Source organism: Microbacterium sp. zg.B48, from assembly GCF_024623505.1.
GTDB lineage: Bacteria > Actinomycetota > Actinomycetes > Actinomycetales > Microbacteriaceae > Microbacterium.
Window position 1 is genome coordinate 1 of sequence record NZ_JANJFE010000020.1, and the last position, 14,460, is coordinate 14,460.

General features: G+C 70.5%; 10 protein-coding genes and 2 tRNA genes. 7 read left to right on the top strand and 5 right to left on the bottom strand.

The genetic code is table 11. The annotated features are described in order from the left end of the window. Positions 1–321: 321 nt before the first annotated feature. Positions 322–939: a hypothetical protein gene (locus tag NQ152_RS16050; RefSeq protein WP_257524711.1), complete on the top strand. Its 618-nt coding sequence runs from the start codon at positions 322–324 to the stop codon at positions 937–939. Positions 940–1,086: 147 nt separating this feature from the next. Next, a complete protein-coding gene (locus NQ152_RS16055; RefSeq protein WP_257524712.1) occupies positions 1,087–2,064 on the top strand; it encodes a hypothetical protein in 978 nt (325 codons plus the stop codon). Positions 2,065–2,117: 53 nt separating this feature from the next. On the opposite strand, the gene NQ152_RS16060 is transcribed toward NQ152_RS16055, so the two are convergent. Further along, a complete protein-coding gene (locus NQ152_RS16060) occupies positions 2,118–3,704 on the bottom strand; it encodes an NAD(P)/FAD-dependent oxidoreductase (protein ID WP_257524713.1) in 1,587 nt (528 codons plus the stop codon). A gap of 70 nt (positions 3,705–3,774) precedes the next feature. Here NQ152_RS16060 and NQ152_RS16065 point away from each other — a divergent pair, with 70 nt between their 5' ends. From NQ152_RS16065 to NQ152_RS16085, 5 genes are all read left to right on the top strand, one after another. Next, positions 3,775–4,575, top strand: a complete 801-nt coding sequence (locus tag NQ152_RS16065) for an inositol monophosphatase family protein (RefSeq protein WP_257503887.1) — start codon at positions 3,775–3,777, stop codon at positions 4,573–4,575. Between the two features lie 241 nt (positions 4,576–4,816). Beyond that, positions 4,817–6,019, top strand: coding sequence for a M23 family metallopeptidase (locus NQ152_RS16070; RefSeq protein ID WP_257524714.1), 1,203 nt, complete (start codon positions 4,817–4,819; stop codon positions 6,017–6,019). A gap of 65 nt (positions 6,020–6,084) precedes the next feature. After that, positions 6,085–6,156, top strand: a tRNA-Thr gene (locus NQ152_RS16075). A gap of 32 nt (positions 6,157–6,188) precedes the next feature. Beyond that, positions 6,189–6,262 (top strand) — tRNA-Met (locus NQ152_RS16080). Positions 6,263–6,393: 131 nt separating this feature from the next. Continuing rightward, positions 6,394–7,848, top strand: coding sequence for a YdiU family protein (locus tag NQ152_RS16085; protein ID WP_257524715.1), 1,455 nt, complete (start codon positions 6,394–6,396; stop codon positions 7,846–7,848). 21 nt (positions 7,849–7,869) lie between these two features. Here NQ152_RS16085 and NQ152_RS16090 read toward each other — a convergent pair whose 3' ends face one another. From NQ152_RS16090 to NQ152_RS16105, 4 genes are all read right to left on the bottom strand, one after another. Further along, positions 7,870–9,522, bottom strand: coding sequence for an AarF/ABC1/UbiB kinase family protein (locus tag NQ152_RS16090; protein WP_257524716.1), 1,653 nt, complete (start codon positions 9,520–9,522; stop codon positions 7,870–7,872). Positions 9,523–9,720: 198 nt separating this feature from the next. Continuing rightward, entirely contained in the window at positions 9,721–10,689 is a 969-nt protein-coding gene (locus tag NQ152_RS16095) for an NAD-dependent epimerase/dehydratase family protein (protein WP_257524717.1), read from the bottom strand. Next, positions 10,686–13,379 carry an alpha/beta fold hydrolase gene (locus NQ152_RS16100; RefSeq protein ID WP_306816076.1) on the bottom strand — a complete coding sequence of 898 codons (2,694 nt, stop codon included), beginning with the start codon at positions 13,377–13,379 and terminating at the stop codon, positions 10,686–10,688. The genes NQ152_RS16095 and NQ152_RS16100 overlap by 4 nt, the downstream gene beginning before the upstream one ends. Next, a complete protein-coding gene (locus NQ152_RS16105; protein WP_257524719.1) occupies positions 13,373–14,395 on the bottom strand; it encodes a 3-oxoacyl-ACP synthase III in 1,023 nt (340 codons plus the stop codon). Before NQ152_RS16105 ends, NQ152_RS16100 begins: the two co-directional genes overlap by 7 nt. Between the last annotated feature and the right edge of the window lie 65 nt (positions 14,396–14,460).

A 14,460-nucleotide genomic window follows, 5' to 3' on the forward strand; every position in this document is an offset into this window, starting at 1 on the left:
ACGGTGAGCTGCCCAGCGACGATCTTCAAGACCACGACCCGATGCTTCGACATGCATCGGACTGTGACCTATGACCCGAGACATGAGCGACACATCACCTGTGACATATGTCGTGAACCCAGGCACCTCACTCGCCACGGAACGAACAAAGCGCCCCCTTGTGGGGCGCTTTGTTCGTTGGTCGACGGAGCGGGATTCGAACCGCGCGCGGGCGCTGCGTAGCACTCGCCGGCGCCAGTGGCAACCCTGCCCATCCTCTCGAGGTGCCCGACGCCCTGCGACGTACGATGAGGCGATCTCACCGATCAAGGGAGCACGAAGATGTCCGATACGACCGGGAACGCCGCGGCGCAGGCCGCTCAGAACGCCGACCGTGCGAGCGATGCCGCCGCCGATGTGACCGCTTCTTCCGGCGTCGCTGTTGCGGGGATCGCACAGGACGCGTCCGCGACTGCGCCCGCAGCGACGGCGGGCTCGCGCAGTGCGGAGCAGGATGCGCCGGCTGCTGCCGGCCAGGCGAATGACACGATGACGGACACGCTCGGTGGTGCTGACGGCGAGGGTGGTGCTGACGGCCAGGGTGGTGCTGACGGCGATGACGGCGCGAAGGACTCGGCATCCGCTGCGGACGCGCACAACGGCGGCGCCGCTCCGGATGCGGCGACGGTCGTCCAGAACGCGGCATCCGATGCGAAAGCCGCCGCGGCCAAGGCCGCCGACGCGGCAGTGGGCGCCGTGAAGGCGGCCGGCGAGAAACTGAAGGGCGTGGCCGACGATGTCGACTTCGACGACATCGTCGCGCAGAGCCGCGCGCTCGCCGGCGGCTGGGGCGATCGGATCGCACAGGCCTATCGCGAACGCCCCGGCGTGGTGATCGGCGCAGCGGTGGGCGCCGTCGTCATCGTCGGTGCGATCATCCGCTCCGTCGGCCGGCGCTGAACCTCGCGCTGCCGGGGTGAGCCGGTCCGCTCCTCCCGGCAGCACCGGGCGTGCGCGCCGTCCACAGGAGTGGGTCCTTCCGCCGGCATGCGAGACCCGCATGTCAGGATGGGCCTGTGCGGCGCAGCCGCCGACGAAAGGACTGCCATGACCGTGCCGGACTCCCATGCCCCACAGGCCACGACCGACGCTCAAAGCTCCTCGCTGGTGCGCGCTGCGATCTGGGTCGCGATCGGGGCCCTGATCGCCGCGGCGATCGTGTGCGTGGTGTGGGTGCTGATCGGCACGCAGAACGGCATCGTCGGACGGGCATTCCTCACGATCCTGCTCCTGGCCGCGTTCGCGGGCGTGGCGATCATCGATGCGCACCTGGCGCCGAGACGGCCCGCGTGGTTCGCGCTGGCCAGCATGGCGACGTGGGTGGCCGCACTCCTGATCGGCGCCGTTCTGATCTGGCTGCCGGAACGCTATTCCTGGGGCGGGTTCAACCGGTTCGTCCAATTCCTGGTGATCGTGCTGATCCTGCAGCTCGCGCTTCTCCACGTCCGGCTGTACACCAAGGCGTACCTGCGCCACGTCACGGCATTCACCAAGGCCGTCGCCATCACCACGATCGTGCTCGTCGTTGCTCTGGCGGTGCTGCTGGTGACTCCGCTGGTGCTGAACGAGTGGGTGGACTTCGGGGACTTCTACTGGCGCGTCGTCGTCGCCGTCACGATCCTCGCCGCCGTCGGGACGGCGCTCATCCCGCTCGTGAACGCGCTGTTCGCTCCGAAGAAGCCGCGCCCGGACTATCTGAATCCGCCGCCGGCCGCCGCGGTGCCGCAGGCCTGGCCGACCTATGCCGACGGTGTGACACCGCTGCCGGTGATGCAGGACGGCACGCCGGACTGGAACGCGTACTACACCGGCTACCCGAGCAACATCGCGCAGGCCATCGCGCCCGTCGCGCCGGTGGCCGGGCCGGCACCCGAATGGCAGCACGAAGGCTATGCCGATGCCAGCGCCGAGTCTGCGGCGCAGGGCTACAACGCGCCCGGCCCGGCGGAGCAGAGCACGCAGCCGGTGCCCCCGCCCGGATACGAGGGGTTCCCGCCGCCGCCACCGCTGCCGCCGCGGCAATAGCCTCAGGCACGGGGAGGCCCGCGGTCGCGGCCGCCGGGTCCGGAGTCCAGCTCTCAGCCGCGGAGCATCTCCAGCGCCGCCATCGCCGCGTTGTGTCCGCCGATGCCGCTGACCGCGCCGCCGCGGCGTGCTCCGGAGCCGCAGAGCAGGATGCGGGCGTGATCGGTGGCGACACCCCAGCGCGCGGCGGGCGAGTCGATCGGGTCGTCATCCTCCGCCCACGGCCACGACAGGGCGCCGTGGAAGATGTCACCGCCCGGCATCCCGAGTGAGCGCTCGAGGTCCGCCGTCGTGCGGGCCTCGACACACGGCGAGCCGTCCGGCGCCACAGAGACGCAGTCGGCGATCGCCTCGGCCAGAACGGAGTCCAGTGAACGCTGTGCGGCCTCCAGCAGCGCCGACCGGACCGCATCGGGGTTCTGCCCGGCCACCAGGCGGTGCGGGACCTGCAGGCCGAAGAGGGTCAGAGTCTGCGCCCCCTGGGCCTGCAGCCGCAGACCCAGGATCGACGGGTCCGAGAGCGAATGGCAGTAGATCTCGGCCGGGAGCGGGTTCGGGATGCCGCCTCCCACCGCGACCGCGTGGGCGGCGTCCAGCTGTGTCAGCGCCTCGTTGACGTGGAACGTTCCGGCGAACGCCGCCTCCGGCGCCACCCGGTCATCGTGCAGGCGCGGCAGCCGAGTGAGCAGCATATTGACTTTGACCTGTGCACCCTCGGGCGCAGCCGCGCCGACGGCGGGGCCCGCGCCGCCCGCCGCAACCAGAGCGTCCAGCACGGACGGGGCGGCACCGCAGAGCACGAGCCGCGCCTGCAGCGTCCCGGGTTGATCGCCCGCGATCCGCACCTCTCCGTCCGGGGTGAGGGCGATGACCTCGGCATCGGTGCGCAGTTCGGCACCGGCATCCCGTGCCGCCCGCTCCAGCTCGGCGCTGATGCGGCCCATGCCGCCGACCGGCACGTCCCAGTCGCCGGTGCCGCCGCCGATGACGTGGTAGAGGAAGCAGCGGTTCTGGCGCAGGCTCTCGTCGTCGACTGACGAGAAAGTGCCGATCAGCCCGTCGGTCAGCGCGATTCCGCGCGCGAGATCCGTGGCGAGCGAGTCTCGCAGCATGCCGCCGAGGGGCGCCTCGACGACGGCGTGCCAGAGCGCGTCGTCGCCCAGCAGTGCGCGCACCGCGGCGCGGCGCGGCAGCGGCTCGGTCACCGTGGCGAACAGACGGCGCGCGAGCGGCGAGAGGCGCTCGTAGAACGCGGCGAAACGCTCGGCCTCGGCCGGGTCGCCGGTGGTGCGCAGGAAGGACGCGGCGGTGGCGGCGGCATCCTGCGTGTCCACCAGCACTCCGCGAGCGGGATCGGACGGGTCCGGGGTGTACGACGAGTACCGACGTCGCCGCAGGTCGATGCGCAGGCCGAGGTCGTCGATGATCCGTCGGGGCAGAAGACTCACCAGATACGAGTACCGCGAGAGCCGCGCATCGACACCGGTCCAGGGGCTCTCCGAGACGGCGGCTCCGCCGACGTGGGAGAGCCGCTCGAGCACGATGACCGTGCGACCCGCGCGGGCGAGATAGGCGGCGGCGACCAGCGCGTTGTGCCCGCCCCCGACGATCACGACGTCATACCTGTCGGCCTGCTGCATTCCTTCACGCTAACCGGCTGCCGCATCGGCGCAACGACTGCTGTGGATGCCGCGGCGATAGCGTGTAGTCATGTCATCGGCCCAGCATCTGGAGTCCCTCGCGATGGACATCGCCCGGGAGGCCGGTGAGCTCGCCCGGCGCCGGCGCCGCGAAGGGGTCGCGATCGCGGCGACGAAATCGGCGATCGCGGACATCGTCACCCACGCCGATCGCGAGGTCGAGGCGCTCATCCGGGCTCGCCTGAGCGCCGAACGCCCCGGCGACGGCTTCCTCGGTGAGGAATCCGGAGCCGAGCGCGGGTCCACCGACATCACGTGGGTCGTCGATCCGATCGACGGCACCGTCAACTACGCGTACGGCATCCCCGCGTACGCGGTGAGCATCGCCGCCGTCCGCGGCGAGCCCGCACCCGACCGGTGGGAAGCCCTCGCGGGGGCGGTGTTCACCCCTGTGACGAACGAGCTGTTCCACGCCGCCCGCGGAGCCGGCGCGTGGCTCTACGGCGCCCGGCTCGCGGTCAACGCCGAGCCGTCGCCGGCGGGGGCGATGCTGGCGACCGGGTTCGGATACGACGCGAGCACCCACGCCGGCGACCTGGCTCGGGTCGCCCGAGTGATGCCGATGGCTCGTGACCTGCGACGCATGGGCGCCGCATCGCTGGACCTCGCCTATGTCGCGGCAGGCAGGCTGGACGGCTACTTCGAACGCGGGCTGCAGCCCTGGGACCACGCCGCCGGCGCCCTGCTGGTGACCGAAGCGGGGGGACGGATCACGCGAGTCGAGCTGGACGACCAGCCGGGCAGAGCCCTGCTGGTGACCGCCGGCCCGGGACTTTTCGACCGGCTTCTGACCGCCGCGGTCGGTTCGTGAAAGGATTGCCTGCGAACCGCCCGGCCCGCCGGAGAATCCTGCACATCGCATTCTCAGGCGCATCCGGATAGTGTTTATCCAATCGTTACCGACGCTGCCCGTACGGCGAAGGTGATCACCCGCCCGACGTCCTCCCGTTGCCCCCCCGAGCGACACGATCCCGAGAGCCCTCTGCGCTTTGCCTTTCGACGCCTCCCAGGCTGAGTCTGCGCCCACGCGGCGTTCCAGCCGATCCTCCGCCATGCCGATTCCGGCGAGCGCGGACGCCCTGGCAGCGGCATCCCTGGCGGATGTCGCACCCCTCGCGGCCGTGGTGACCGCGATGGCGGCGGCCGCCACCGAAGCTCCGGTCGCAACCCGCCGCAGCCGCCGTGCCGGTCGCGTCGGCCAGACGCCGGCCCCCGCGGCCGCTCCCACCGAGCGGGCCGCCGGTCCGGCGCCGGTGCCTGCGACCGAACGGGGCTCGGCGGAGCCGTTCGAACTGCTCGAGCCCGACGTGGACGCCGTGTTCGACGTCGAGGACGAATCGGCGGACGCGCCCGATCCGCTCTTCGTATCGCCGGATGCGGCATCCCGTCTCACCGCCGAAGAGGCCGACGCGTTCGAGGCCGCCGCACGGCTGTTCTCCTTCACCGGGGAAACGCCGGTGCAGACACCGGCGGCGGGCGGATCCGGCACCTCGGACCACGCCGGCACCCCGCACATCGTCGCCTCCCGCCACCGCCGCGTTGTGTCCTTCAAGCGGCTGACCGCCACGTCCTTCTCGGTCGGGGTCATGGGAATCGTCGGTCTGCTCACCGTGTCCATGACCGTCCCCGCCGCTGCGGTGGCCGGAACCGGCACCGCGGACATCACCGCCTCGGTCGTCGCTCATGCGAACACGGACCACGAAGAGATCCAGGCCTATGTCGCTCCCTCCGGAATCCAGAGCGCTGCGATCGAGCGTCACGAGACCTACTCGACCGTGACGATGGCTCAGCTGGCCTCCGAGTCGGGCATCCGCAACTTCTCGAACTTCTTCGTCAACGACCCGAACTCGCCCATCCAGTGGCCCTTTGCCGTCGGTGTGCCGATCAGTTACGGCTTCGGCGTGCGCTCGGGCTCCATGCATGAGGGTGCGGACTTCACCCCCGGCGAGGGTTCACCGATCCAGGCGATCGCCGACGGCGTCGTTCGCGAGTCGACCGACTCGGGCGGAGCGTTCGGCGTGCACATCGTCATCGACCACATCATCGACGGGCAGCTCATCTCAAGCAGCTACTCGCACATGCTGTACGGCTCGCGGCAGGTGCAGGTCGGCGACCACGTCACCGTGGGCACCATCGTCGGGCACACCGGTGACACCGGTCGTTCGTTCGGCGCGCACACGCACTTCGAGATCCTCGTCAACGGCACGACCCCGATCGACCCCATCCCCTGGCTGCGGCAGCACGCCGGCGGCTGATCACGATTCAGGAGGATGCCGCCGCTCTGGTATTCTCTTCTAGTTGCCCAGGTTCACCTGGGTACGCCCCGATAGCTCAGTGGTAGAGCACTTCCATGGTAAGGAAGGGGTCGTCAGTTCAATCCTGACTCGGGGCTCGGACATCCGAATGCAGATCCGGATGCCGCGCGGCAGGGTAGCTCAGTTGGTGAGAGCGCACGACTCATAATCGTGAGGTCGAGAGTTCGAATCTCTCTCCTGCTACGAACGAAAAGGCCCCCGTGCGGGGCCTTTTGTGTCGGTGGCGTCGGCCATCGCCCGGGCGGCGCGACCGCGGGCCGGCTGACTGTGCCGCATCCGGATCCGGTGGCGGCGGCGCGGAGTAACCTGGCCGGATGAACGTCGCAACACCGACAACCGTCGAGTTGACCAGCCGGTTCGCCCGTGAGCTGCCGGAGCTGGCGGCGCCGTGGCAGGCGGAGCCGGCGCCGGGCGCGCGGCTTCTGGTGCTGAACGAGCCGCTGGCGGCCGAGCTGGGCATCGACCTCGGCTTTCTGCGCAGCGATGACGGGGTCAAGCTGCTGACCGGCAATCGGCTTCCCGCCGCGGCCGCACCGGTCGCCCAGGCCTATGCCGGGCACCAGTTCGGCACGTACTCGCCACGGCTGGGCGACGGCAGGGCGCTGCTGCTCGGGGAACTCGTCGATGCGCGCGGCGGTCTACGCGATCTGCACCTGAAGGGCTCCGGACCGACACCGTTCGCCCGCGGCGGCGATGGTTTCGCCGCCGTCGGGCCGATGCTGCGGGAATACCTCATCAGCGAAGCCATGCATGCCCTCGGCATCCCCACCACCCGCTCGCTGGCGGTCGTCGCCACCGGCCGAATGGTGCGGCGCGAGATGATGCTGCCCGGAGCGGTGCTCGCCCGGGTGGCCAGCAGTCACCTGCGCGTGGGCAGCTTCCAGTACGCCGCAGCCACCGGGGACGTGCCCCTGCTGCGGCGACTGGTGGCACACGCGATCGAGCGCCACTACCCCGACCTGACGGATGCCGAGAACCCGCCGCTCGCGCTGCTGCAGGCCGTGATCGGCGCGCAGGCCTCGCTGATCGCGCAATGGATGCTGGTGGGCTTCGTGCACGGGGTGATGAACACCGACAACATGACGATCTCGGGCGAGACGATCGACTACGGTCCGTGTGCCTTCATGGACGACTTCGACCCGCGGGCGGTCTACAGCTCCATCGACATCGGCGGGCGCTACGCGTTCGGCAGCCAGCCGCTGGTCGCCGAGTGGAACCTCGTGCGCTTCGCGGAGGCGCTGCTTCCCGCCCTCGACGACGACTCCGACCGCGCGGTGGCGCTGGCACAGGAGTGCCTGGGCGGATTCCGCCGGCAGTACAGCACCGCCTGGTCGGCGGGGATGGTCACGAAGCTGGGTCTGCGGGAGATCCGCGACGACGCGGTGACCTCGGCGCTGATAGCGGACCTGGTCGATCTGCTGCAGGCGAACCGCGTCGACTACACGTCGCTGTTCCGTCGGCTCAGCGGCGCGGCGCGTGATCGTTCAGGATCGGGGGAGGAGATCCCGCCCGCGTTCGACTCCTGGATGCAGCGGTGGACGGCGCTGGCTCCCGACCTGGATGCGATGGATGCCGCCAATCCGGCCTACATTCCACGCAACCACCTGGTCGAAGAGGCACTCGGCGCGGCCACCGAGGGTGACTTGGAGCCCTTCGAACGTCTGGTCGGGGTCGTGCGCGAACCCTACGCGTCGCGCCCCGGGCTGGAACGCTACGCGCAGCCTGCCCCTGAGGACTTCGGGCGGTACCGCACCTTCTGCGGCACGTGAATCGCCGACCGGAGGAGGCCCTCAATCCCACCTGCTGCGCCGTCGCGCAGTCCACAGCAGATAGCCGCTCAGGGTCGTGACCACCGCGACGCCGGCACCCATCAACCCGCTCTCCCACGAACGCCAGCGGTTGCCGCGGGCGACGATCTGGCCCACTGCGTTGATCAGGGCGGCCGTGACCACACCGGCGACGAGCCGGTTTCCGATCCGCTCCGTGCGAGCGACGAGGGGCTCCAGCTCGGCGGCGCGCAGGTGCACCTCGGCGCCGTTGCGGTCCAGGACGTCGAGCGCCTTCCGCAGCTGCGTAGGAAGCTCCAGCAACAGTGCACCGGCATCCGCGGATGCGCGGGCCACCCGTTTGGCGATCTCACTCGGCGAGAACCGCTGCTGGATCAGCGTGCGGGCGTATGGGGCCAGCACCGCGGTCAGATCGAAGTCCGGGTCCAGTTGCACCCCGATGCCCTGGATCACGATCAGGACCTTGAAGATGAGGGACACCTCGCGCGGCAGCTGCAGCCGTTGCTCGCGCACCACGACGAGCAACTCGGTCGCCAGTCGGGCGAAGTTCACCTCGCTGAGCGGGCGGTCCGCGTACAGCTCGATGAATGAGACCAGCGCGACGCGGAGCTGGTCCCGATCCACGCTGCCCCGTGTCAGCGAGACGTTCACCAGCGCATCGGCGAGGGCGTCAGCGTTTCTCAGGGTGAATGCGATGAGGAAGTCGGCGAACCGATCGCGCAGTTGTTCACTCAGCTCACCCACCATGCCGAAATCGATCAGCGCGATCCCCCCGTCCGGCTGCACGAACAGGTTCCCCGGGTGAGGGTCGGCATGAAAGAAGCGGAATTCGAAGATCATCCGCAGCATGACCTCAGCGCCCGCGCGGGCCAGCGCCGCCCGATCGACGCCGGCTGCTTCCAGACCCGCCAGGTCGTTGATCTTGATCCCTGACATCCGCTCGAGTGTCAGCACCCGCGAGGTCGTCCGGTCCCGGAACACCCGCGGGATCAGGACCGCGGGCTGGTCGGCGAACAGCTCGGCGAACCGCTCCGCGTTGCCCGCCTCGCGAAGATAGTCCAGCTCGGCGCGAAGCGTGCGGGAGAATTCCTGGACGATGCCCCGCACGTCGTACGTGCGGGCCGGCGCCCATAGCCGGGTCGCCCGGTAGGCGAGGTTGTTGAGGATCTCGAGGTCCTCCTGCACCTGCCGTACCGCATCCGGGCGGCGGATCTTCACCACCACCGAGGTGCCGTCCTGGAGTGTCGCCGCGTGCGCCTGACCGATCGACGCGGACGCCAGCGGCACCCAGTCGAAGGTCGCGAACAGCTGCTCCGGCTCAGCCCCGAGCTCCCGCCAGACGGCGTCACGGACCTGGTCCGGCGGTATCGGCGGGGCGCTGTCCTGCAGCTTGGACAGTTCCACGATGTACGCGGGGGGAAGCAGGTCCGGCCGCGTGGAGAGCAGCTGGCCGAGCTTGATGAAGGTCGGACCCAGCTCCTCCAGCGCGATGCGGACCCGTTGCGGGACGGTGTACGGGGGGTCCTGGGGCCGCTCCCGGCCGGCGCGGCGGGGAGCCACCCACCGGCCGGCGCCGATCGCCCCGACCAGGAAGCCGAGGCCGTGGCGCGCGAGCGTGTCCGCGATCTCCTGGTACCTGCTGAATCGGGCCCTCACGTCAGCGAGCAACCACGGCGCGGAGAAGTCGGTGTGATCGCCGCGAGGGCGGGTCGAGCGTCAGTGCGCGCTCCGCGCGGTGCGTCACAGCCGGGTCGGGGCGTCGCCCGGTGAGGATGGTGCTGCCGCGCTCTGGCTCCATCGCTTTATTGTCGCCGACCCCGTCCCGCCCCGACAAGGGCAACCGTACGACGGTGGTCAGCTTGCGTATTCGGCGGCGAGACGACCGAGGCCTTCGTCGATCGTCACCTGCGGCGACCAGGCGAGCGCACGACGGGTCTGCCGCTGGTCGAACCAGTGCGCGGTGGACAGCTGCTCGGCGAGGAAGCGCGTCATGGGCGGCTCGTCGGTCCTGCCCGAGACCGCCCACAGCCCTTCGATCACGGAGCCGGCCGCGCGCCCGAGCCCGGCCGGGAGACTCCAACGCGGCGGCCGCACCCCTGCCGCGAGGCAGATGCCGGCGAGCAGCTCGCCCACGGGCCGAGGTTCGCCGTTGGTGAGCACGTAGGCGCGGCCATGCGCTGTCGGGGCGCGGTGCAGCGCGGCGGAGATTCCGCTGGCGGCGTTGTCGATGTAGGTGGTGTCGATCAGAGCGGTTCCGCCGTTGAGCAGCGGAAGCGTGCCGCGGCGGGCACGCGACACGATCCGCGCGATCAGCTGGGTGTCTCCGGGGCCCCACACCAGGTGAGGACGGACGGCCACCACGTTCATCGCCGCGGAGTCCCGACCGAGAGCGATCAGTTCGGCGTGCGCCTTCGTGCGGGCGTAGTGGCCGCGCGCACGCGCGGGATCGGCAGGCTCGGCGCCGACGCCCGCAAGCGCGGAACCGGCATACGCGACCGACGGCGACGATACCTGGACGAATCGCGACACTCCCGCGGCTTCCGCGGCGTCCAGCAGCAACCGGGTGCCTTCCACATTCACCTCGCGGAACTGGTCCGCGGGGCCGGTGAGGGAGACTTTCGCGGCGAGGTGAACGACCCCTTCAGCCCCGTCGATCGCGTGCGCGACCGTCGTCGGGGCCGTGATCGAACCGAGCACGTCGGTTGCACCCTCGACACCCGAGGGGCGGCGCTGCAGGGTGCGCACCCGGTGCCCGGCTGCGACCAGGTCGGCGACGACCGCCCGGCCGAGGAACCCGGAGGCGCCGGTGACCAGCACGATCACGGCGCAACCGGTCTGGTGCCGGCCAGGGTGCGCTCTGCCCACGCGGACAGCCGCGATCGATCGATCTTCGAGTTGTGCCGGATGTCGGTGGGCAGTCGCGGAACGACGAGCACAGCGACGAGGGGAACGGCGCTGCTTGCGCGCACGGCACGGCTCAGGTCCGCGGACGCGAGGCCGGCACGCGCCGCCGCGGGCACCGTCTCGAGGACCGCCACGGTCTGCCGCAGACCCTCGGGGCCCACGCCCACGACGGCCGCTCGGCGCACCCCGTCCACGCGCTCCACCTGCTGCTCCGGGCCCACCGGCGCGAGAGGCCCGTCTGCGGTGACGATGAGGTGCGGGAGCCGCCCTTCGATCCAGAGCCGGCCGCTCGCGTCGAGGTGACCGACGTCTCCGGTCCGGTGCCAGCGCACCGCGGGATCGGAGGATTCGAGCCTCTCGGTGTGACGCGCGGCAGCCTGATCGGTGATCCACAGCCGGTCGTAATGGGCTTTGAGGTGGGATGCCGACACGACGATCTCGCCGAGCACTCCCGGCTCCGCGGTCGGCGCCCCGCTCGCACGCCCATCCGGGTCCAGAGCGCTGATCAGGACCCGGTTGGATCCGATCGGCGATCCGACGCAGACCCCCGCGTCGGGGGCGTCAGCGGCGGCATGCACACCGGCCAGGGTGATGTCCGTAACCAGGAGGCACTCCGTCATCCCGTACGGCGTGTGCGGCGTCGCGTTGGGCATGAGCTGCGCGGCCGCCTCGAGCAGTTGCGCGCTGATGGGAGCACCGGTGGACAGGAACGTGCGCACCCGGCCGAGCGCGACGCGGTCTTCTGCGGTGAGTGCCGCGGCGGTGTCGACCACGTTGAGGATCGCGGCGGGGGAGAGGAACACGATGCGCGCGTCGGACTCGCGCACGGCATCGGCGACGGCTTTCGCGGTGAGCGTGCGCGGCGATGACACGTCCATGTCGGGCGTCACGGATCGAGCGCCCAACGCCGGACCCAGCAGAGCGAAGGGTGCGAACCCCGTGACCAGGCCGGTCTCCGAGCTCACCTCGAAGTGGGACGCGAGCACGTCGCGCAGGGCGGAAAGCTGTGCGTGGGTGTAGGCGACGCCCTTGGCGGGTCCGGTGGATCCGGACGTGAACAGGATGGCGGCCTCGTCGGCCGGTCCGGGCGGGATCGGAAGCGAGCCGCCGTCACCGAGTCGGAGGATGTCCTGGAGGGAGTAGGACACCCCGAGCGCCTTCGCCGCAACGGCCGGCAGAGGAGCCGCCGATATGCGCGTTCCCGGCCACCCGAGCGCCCGCGCGGCGGTGAGGCCCGGAACTTCGCCGATGATCACGTCCGGCCAGGAGCCACGGACGGCGCGGGTGAGGCCCCGGATGCCGAGCCCGGCGTCCGCGACGACGACGACCGCGCCGATGCGCAGGCACGCGTAGACGACAGCCGACAGGGTCGGGCCGGGCTGAATCAGCAGGGAGACACGGTCACCCCTGCGCACCCCCGCGGCATGAAGCCCCGCGGCGAGGCGCCGGACCCGATCGTCCAGCTGCCGCCAGCTGACCCGACGCATCGGTCGCGCTCCGCGGGAGGACATGTCCACGATGGCGATGTCCTCATCGGCGTGTCGGCGGTCCAGACCGTGCCAGATCGGCACGAATGGCGGGTCGGCGGTGTCGGTCGGCGATGTCGCGGCCGGAGGCTGCCGCGCGGATGTGTGATCGTCGCCGGTGAGGCGATCACTGTTGCGGCCGAGCCATGCCAGCAGGGCATCCGCATACGGTCGATCCTCGGCGACGAGGTGGCTCGCGCCCTCGAATCGGTGCACGTCGGCGTGCGGCAGTCGGTCGACGAGGTCGTCGAGATACCGGTCGCTGAAGATCGGGTCGTTCGGGCCCCACAGCATCAGGGCGGGAACGTCCAGCCGCGCCACGCCTGACGCGATCCGTTCCAGCTCCGCATGGCTGCGGTGATTGCCGGAGGCGGGGATTTCGGCGACGAACCCGCCGATCGCGCGGCGCCGGGCGGCGGAGCGGTACGGCGCCCGGTAGGCGTCTTTCGTCGCCGCATCCAGCGCAGGAGAGGCCAGCGCGAGCGTCGTGTCCAGGAACGCGGTGGTCGCCACCGTCGAGGCGGCGAGCACGCCACGGGCTCCGGCCAGCCGCAGCAGGCCCGGCACCGGGGCACCGTCGGGCTGGTGCACCGCGGTGTTCAGGAGCATGATCCCCGCGAGGGACTCCGGATGATCGACCGCCCAGCCGAGCGAGACCACCCCTCCCCAATCGTGGCCGAGGGTCACGACGGGCCCGTCGAGGGCGAGCGCATCCGTGAAGGCACCGAGGTCGGCCACGCGCTGCGCGAGCGTGCGATCCACACCTGTGCGCTCGGAAAAGCCCATGTCCAGCTGATCGACCGCGACAACCCGCCACGCGGATGCGCCCTCCGCCGCCGCTCGTACCGACGCGGTGAGCAGATGTCGCCACAGATACGACCAGGTCGGGTTGCCGTGCACGGCAACGATCGTGCCGGCGATCGGGGCGCCGAGCTGCGCCAGTTGCGCACCGGTGTCCAGACAGTGCCACTCGCGGACCAGCCCTGCGTCCGCGCCTGCACCGGGCACGGCGACGATCCGACTGAATCGGGCGTCCAGTCCGGGCAGGCGCGGAGGGGCGAGCGCGGCGCGTTCGCTCACCAGGCGAGCTCCATCATGGCGGTGTTCAGACCCGACCCGACCCCCATCAGCAGCACGCGGTGCCCCTTCTCGAGGGACGGGCCCTGCTCGACGAGCGTGATCGGGATGGAGGCCGGCCCGACGTTGCCGTACTTCGGGAACGTCACGGGAACGCGAGCGCGGTCGAGCCTGGCCGCTTTGACGATGGCGCCGGTGTGCACCGAGGACACCTGGTGCGTGATGTAGTGATCCATCGCCGACCAGTCCCACTCCGAGGACGCCTCTTTCCAGGCGGAGACCACGAGGTCCAGACCGCCCTTCAGAAGAGCCTTCGCATCGGTGAACATGCCGTCGACACTGCCGACGCAGAGCTCGTGGAACTGCGTCGCGGCACGTGTGACACCGCCCAGAATGCGATGACCCGCCGGGTGCTCGTCGGCACGGCCCAACACAGCCGCAGCCGAACCGGAGCCGAGCGTGAGCGATGCGAACTCGCTCATGAAGCCGTCGCGGCCGACGTCGGCGCGCAGCAACCGGCGAATCGTGTTGTCCTGGATCTCATCGGCATCCTCACCGTTGACCACCATGGCGTAGCGGATCTGCCCCGCCTCGATCATGTTCGCGGCGAGGCTCATGCCGCTGACGAAACCCAGGCAGGCATTGGCGACGTCGAAGTTGATCGCCGAGCTGGGCAGCCCGAGTCCGTGGTGCAGGCGCACCGCCACGGACGGCTCGAGGTGCTTGCGGGTCACCGACGTGTTGATCAGAAGACCGACGTCGCCGGGGTCGACCGCCGCCTCGGCCAGGGCCTGCCGGCCGGCTTCGACCGTGGCCTCATCCGAGGATTCGCCGGTCGCCCAGTTGCGTCGTTCCAGCACCCCGGCGACGCGCTGCAGGAGTCCGCCCGGCAGCCGCAGCCGCGACAGTGCCGTCGCGAGACGATCCTCGATCTCGTCCGACGTCGTCACGCGACTGGGTAGAGTGCTCGCAACCGACAACAGTGAGACGTTGTCGAAGCGAGTGGTCGCATTTCCGGCCACGGGACCTCCGATTGAACGGGCCCGTCAGGCTCTGTTCTTCCAAGACGGCCACTTTACGCCGATTC

What these genes read in the sequence shown, in the direction of transcription:
- NQ152_RS16050 (WP_257524711.1), top strand. Translation starts at nt 322, where the DNA reads ATGTCCGATACGACCGGGAACGCCGCGGCGCAGGCCGCTCAGAACGCC.
- NQ152_RS16055 (WP_257524712.1), top strand. Translation starts at nt 1,087, where the DNA reads ATGACCGTGCCGGACTCCCATGCCCCACAGGCCACGACCGACGCTCAA.
- NQ152_RS16060 (WP_257524713.1), bottom strand. Translation starts at nt 3,704, where the DNA reads ATGCAGCAGGCCGACAGGTATGACGTCGTGATCGTCGGGGGCGGGCAC.
- NQ152_RS16065 (WP_257503887.1), top strand. Translation starts at nt 3,775, where the DNA reads ATGTCATCGGCCCAGCATCTGGAGTCCCTCGCGATGGACATCGCCCGG.
- NQ152_RS16070 (WP_257524714.1), top strand. Translation starts at nt 4,817, where the DNA reads ATGCCGATTCCGGCGAGCGCGGACGCCCTGGCAGCGGCATCCCTGGCG.
- NQ152_RS16085 (WP_257524715.1), top strand. Translation starts at nt 6,394, where the DNA reads ATGAACGTCGCAACACCGACAACCGTCGAGTTGACCAGCCGGTTCGCC.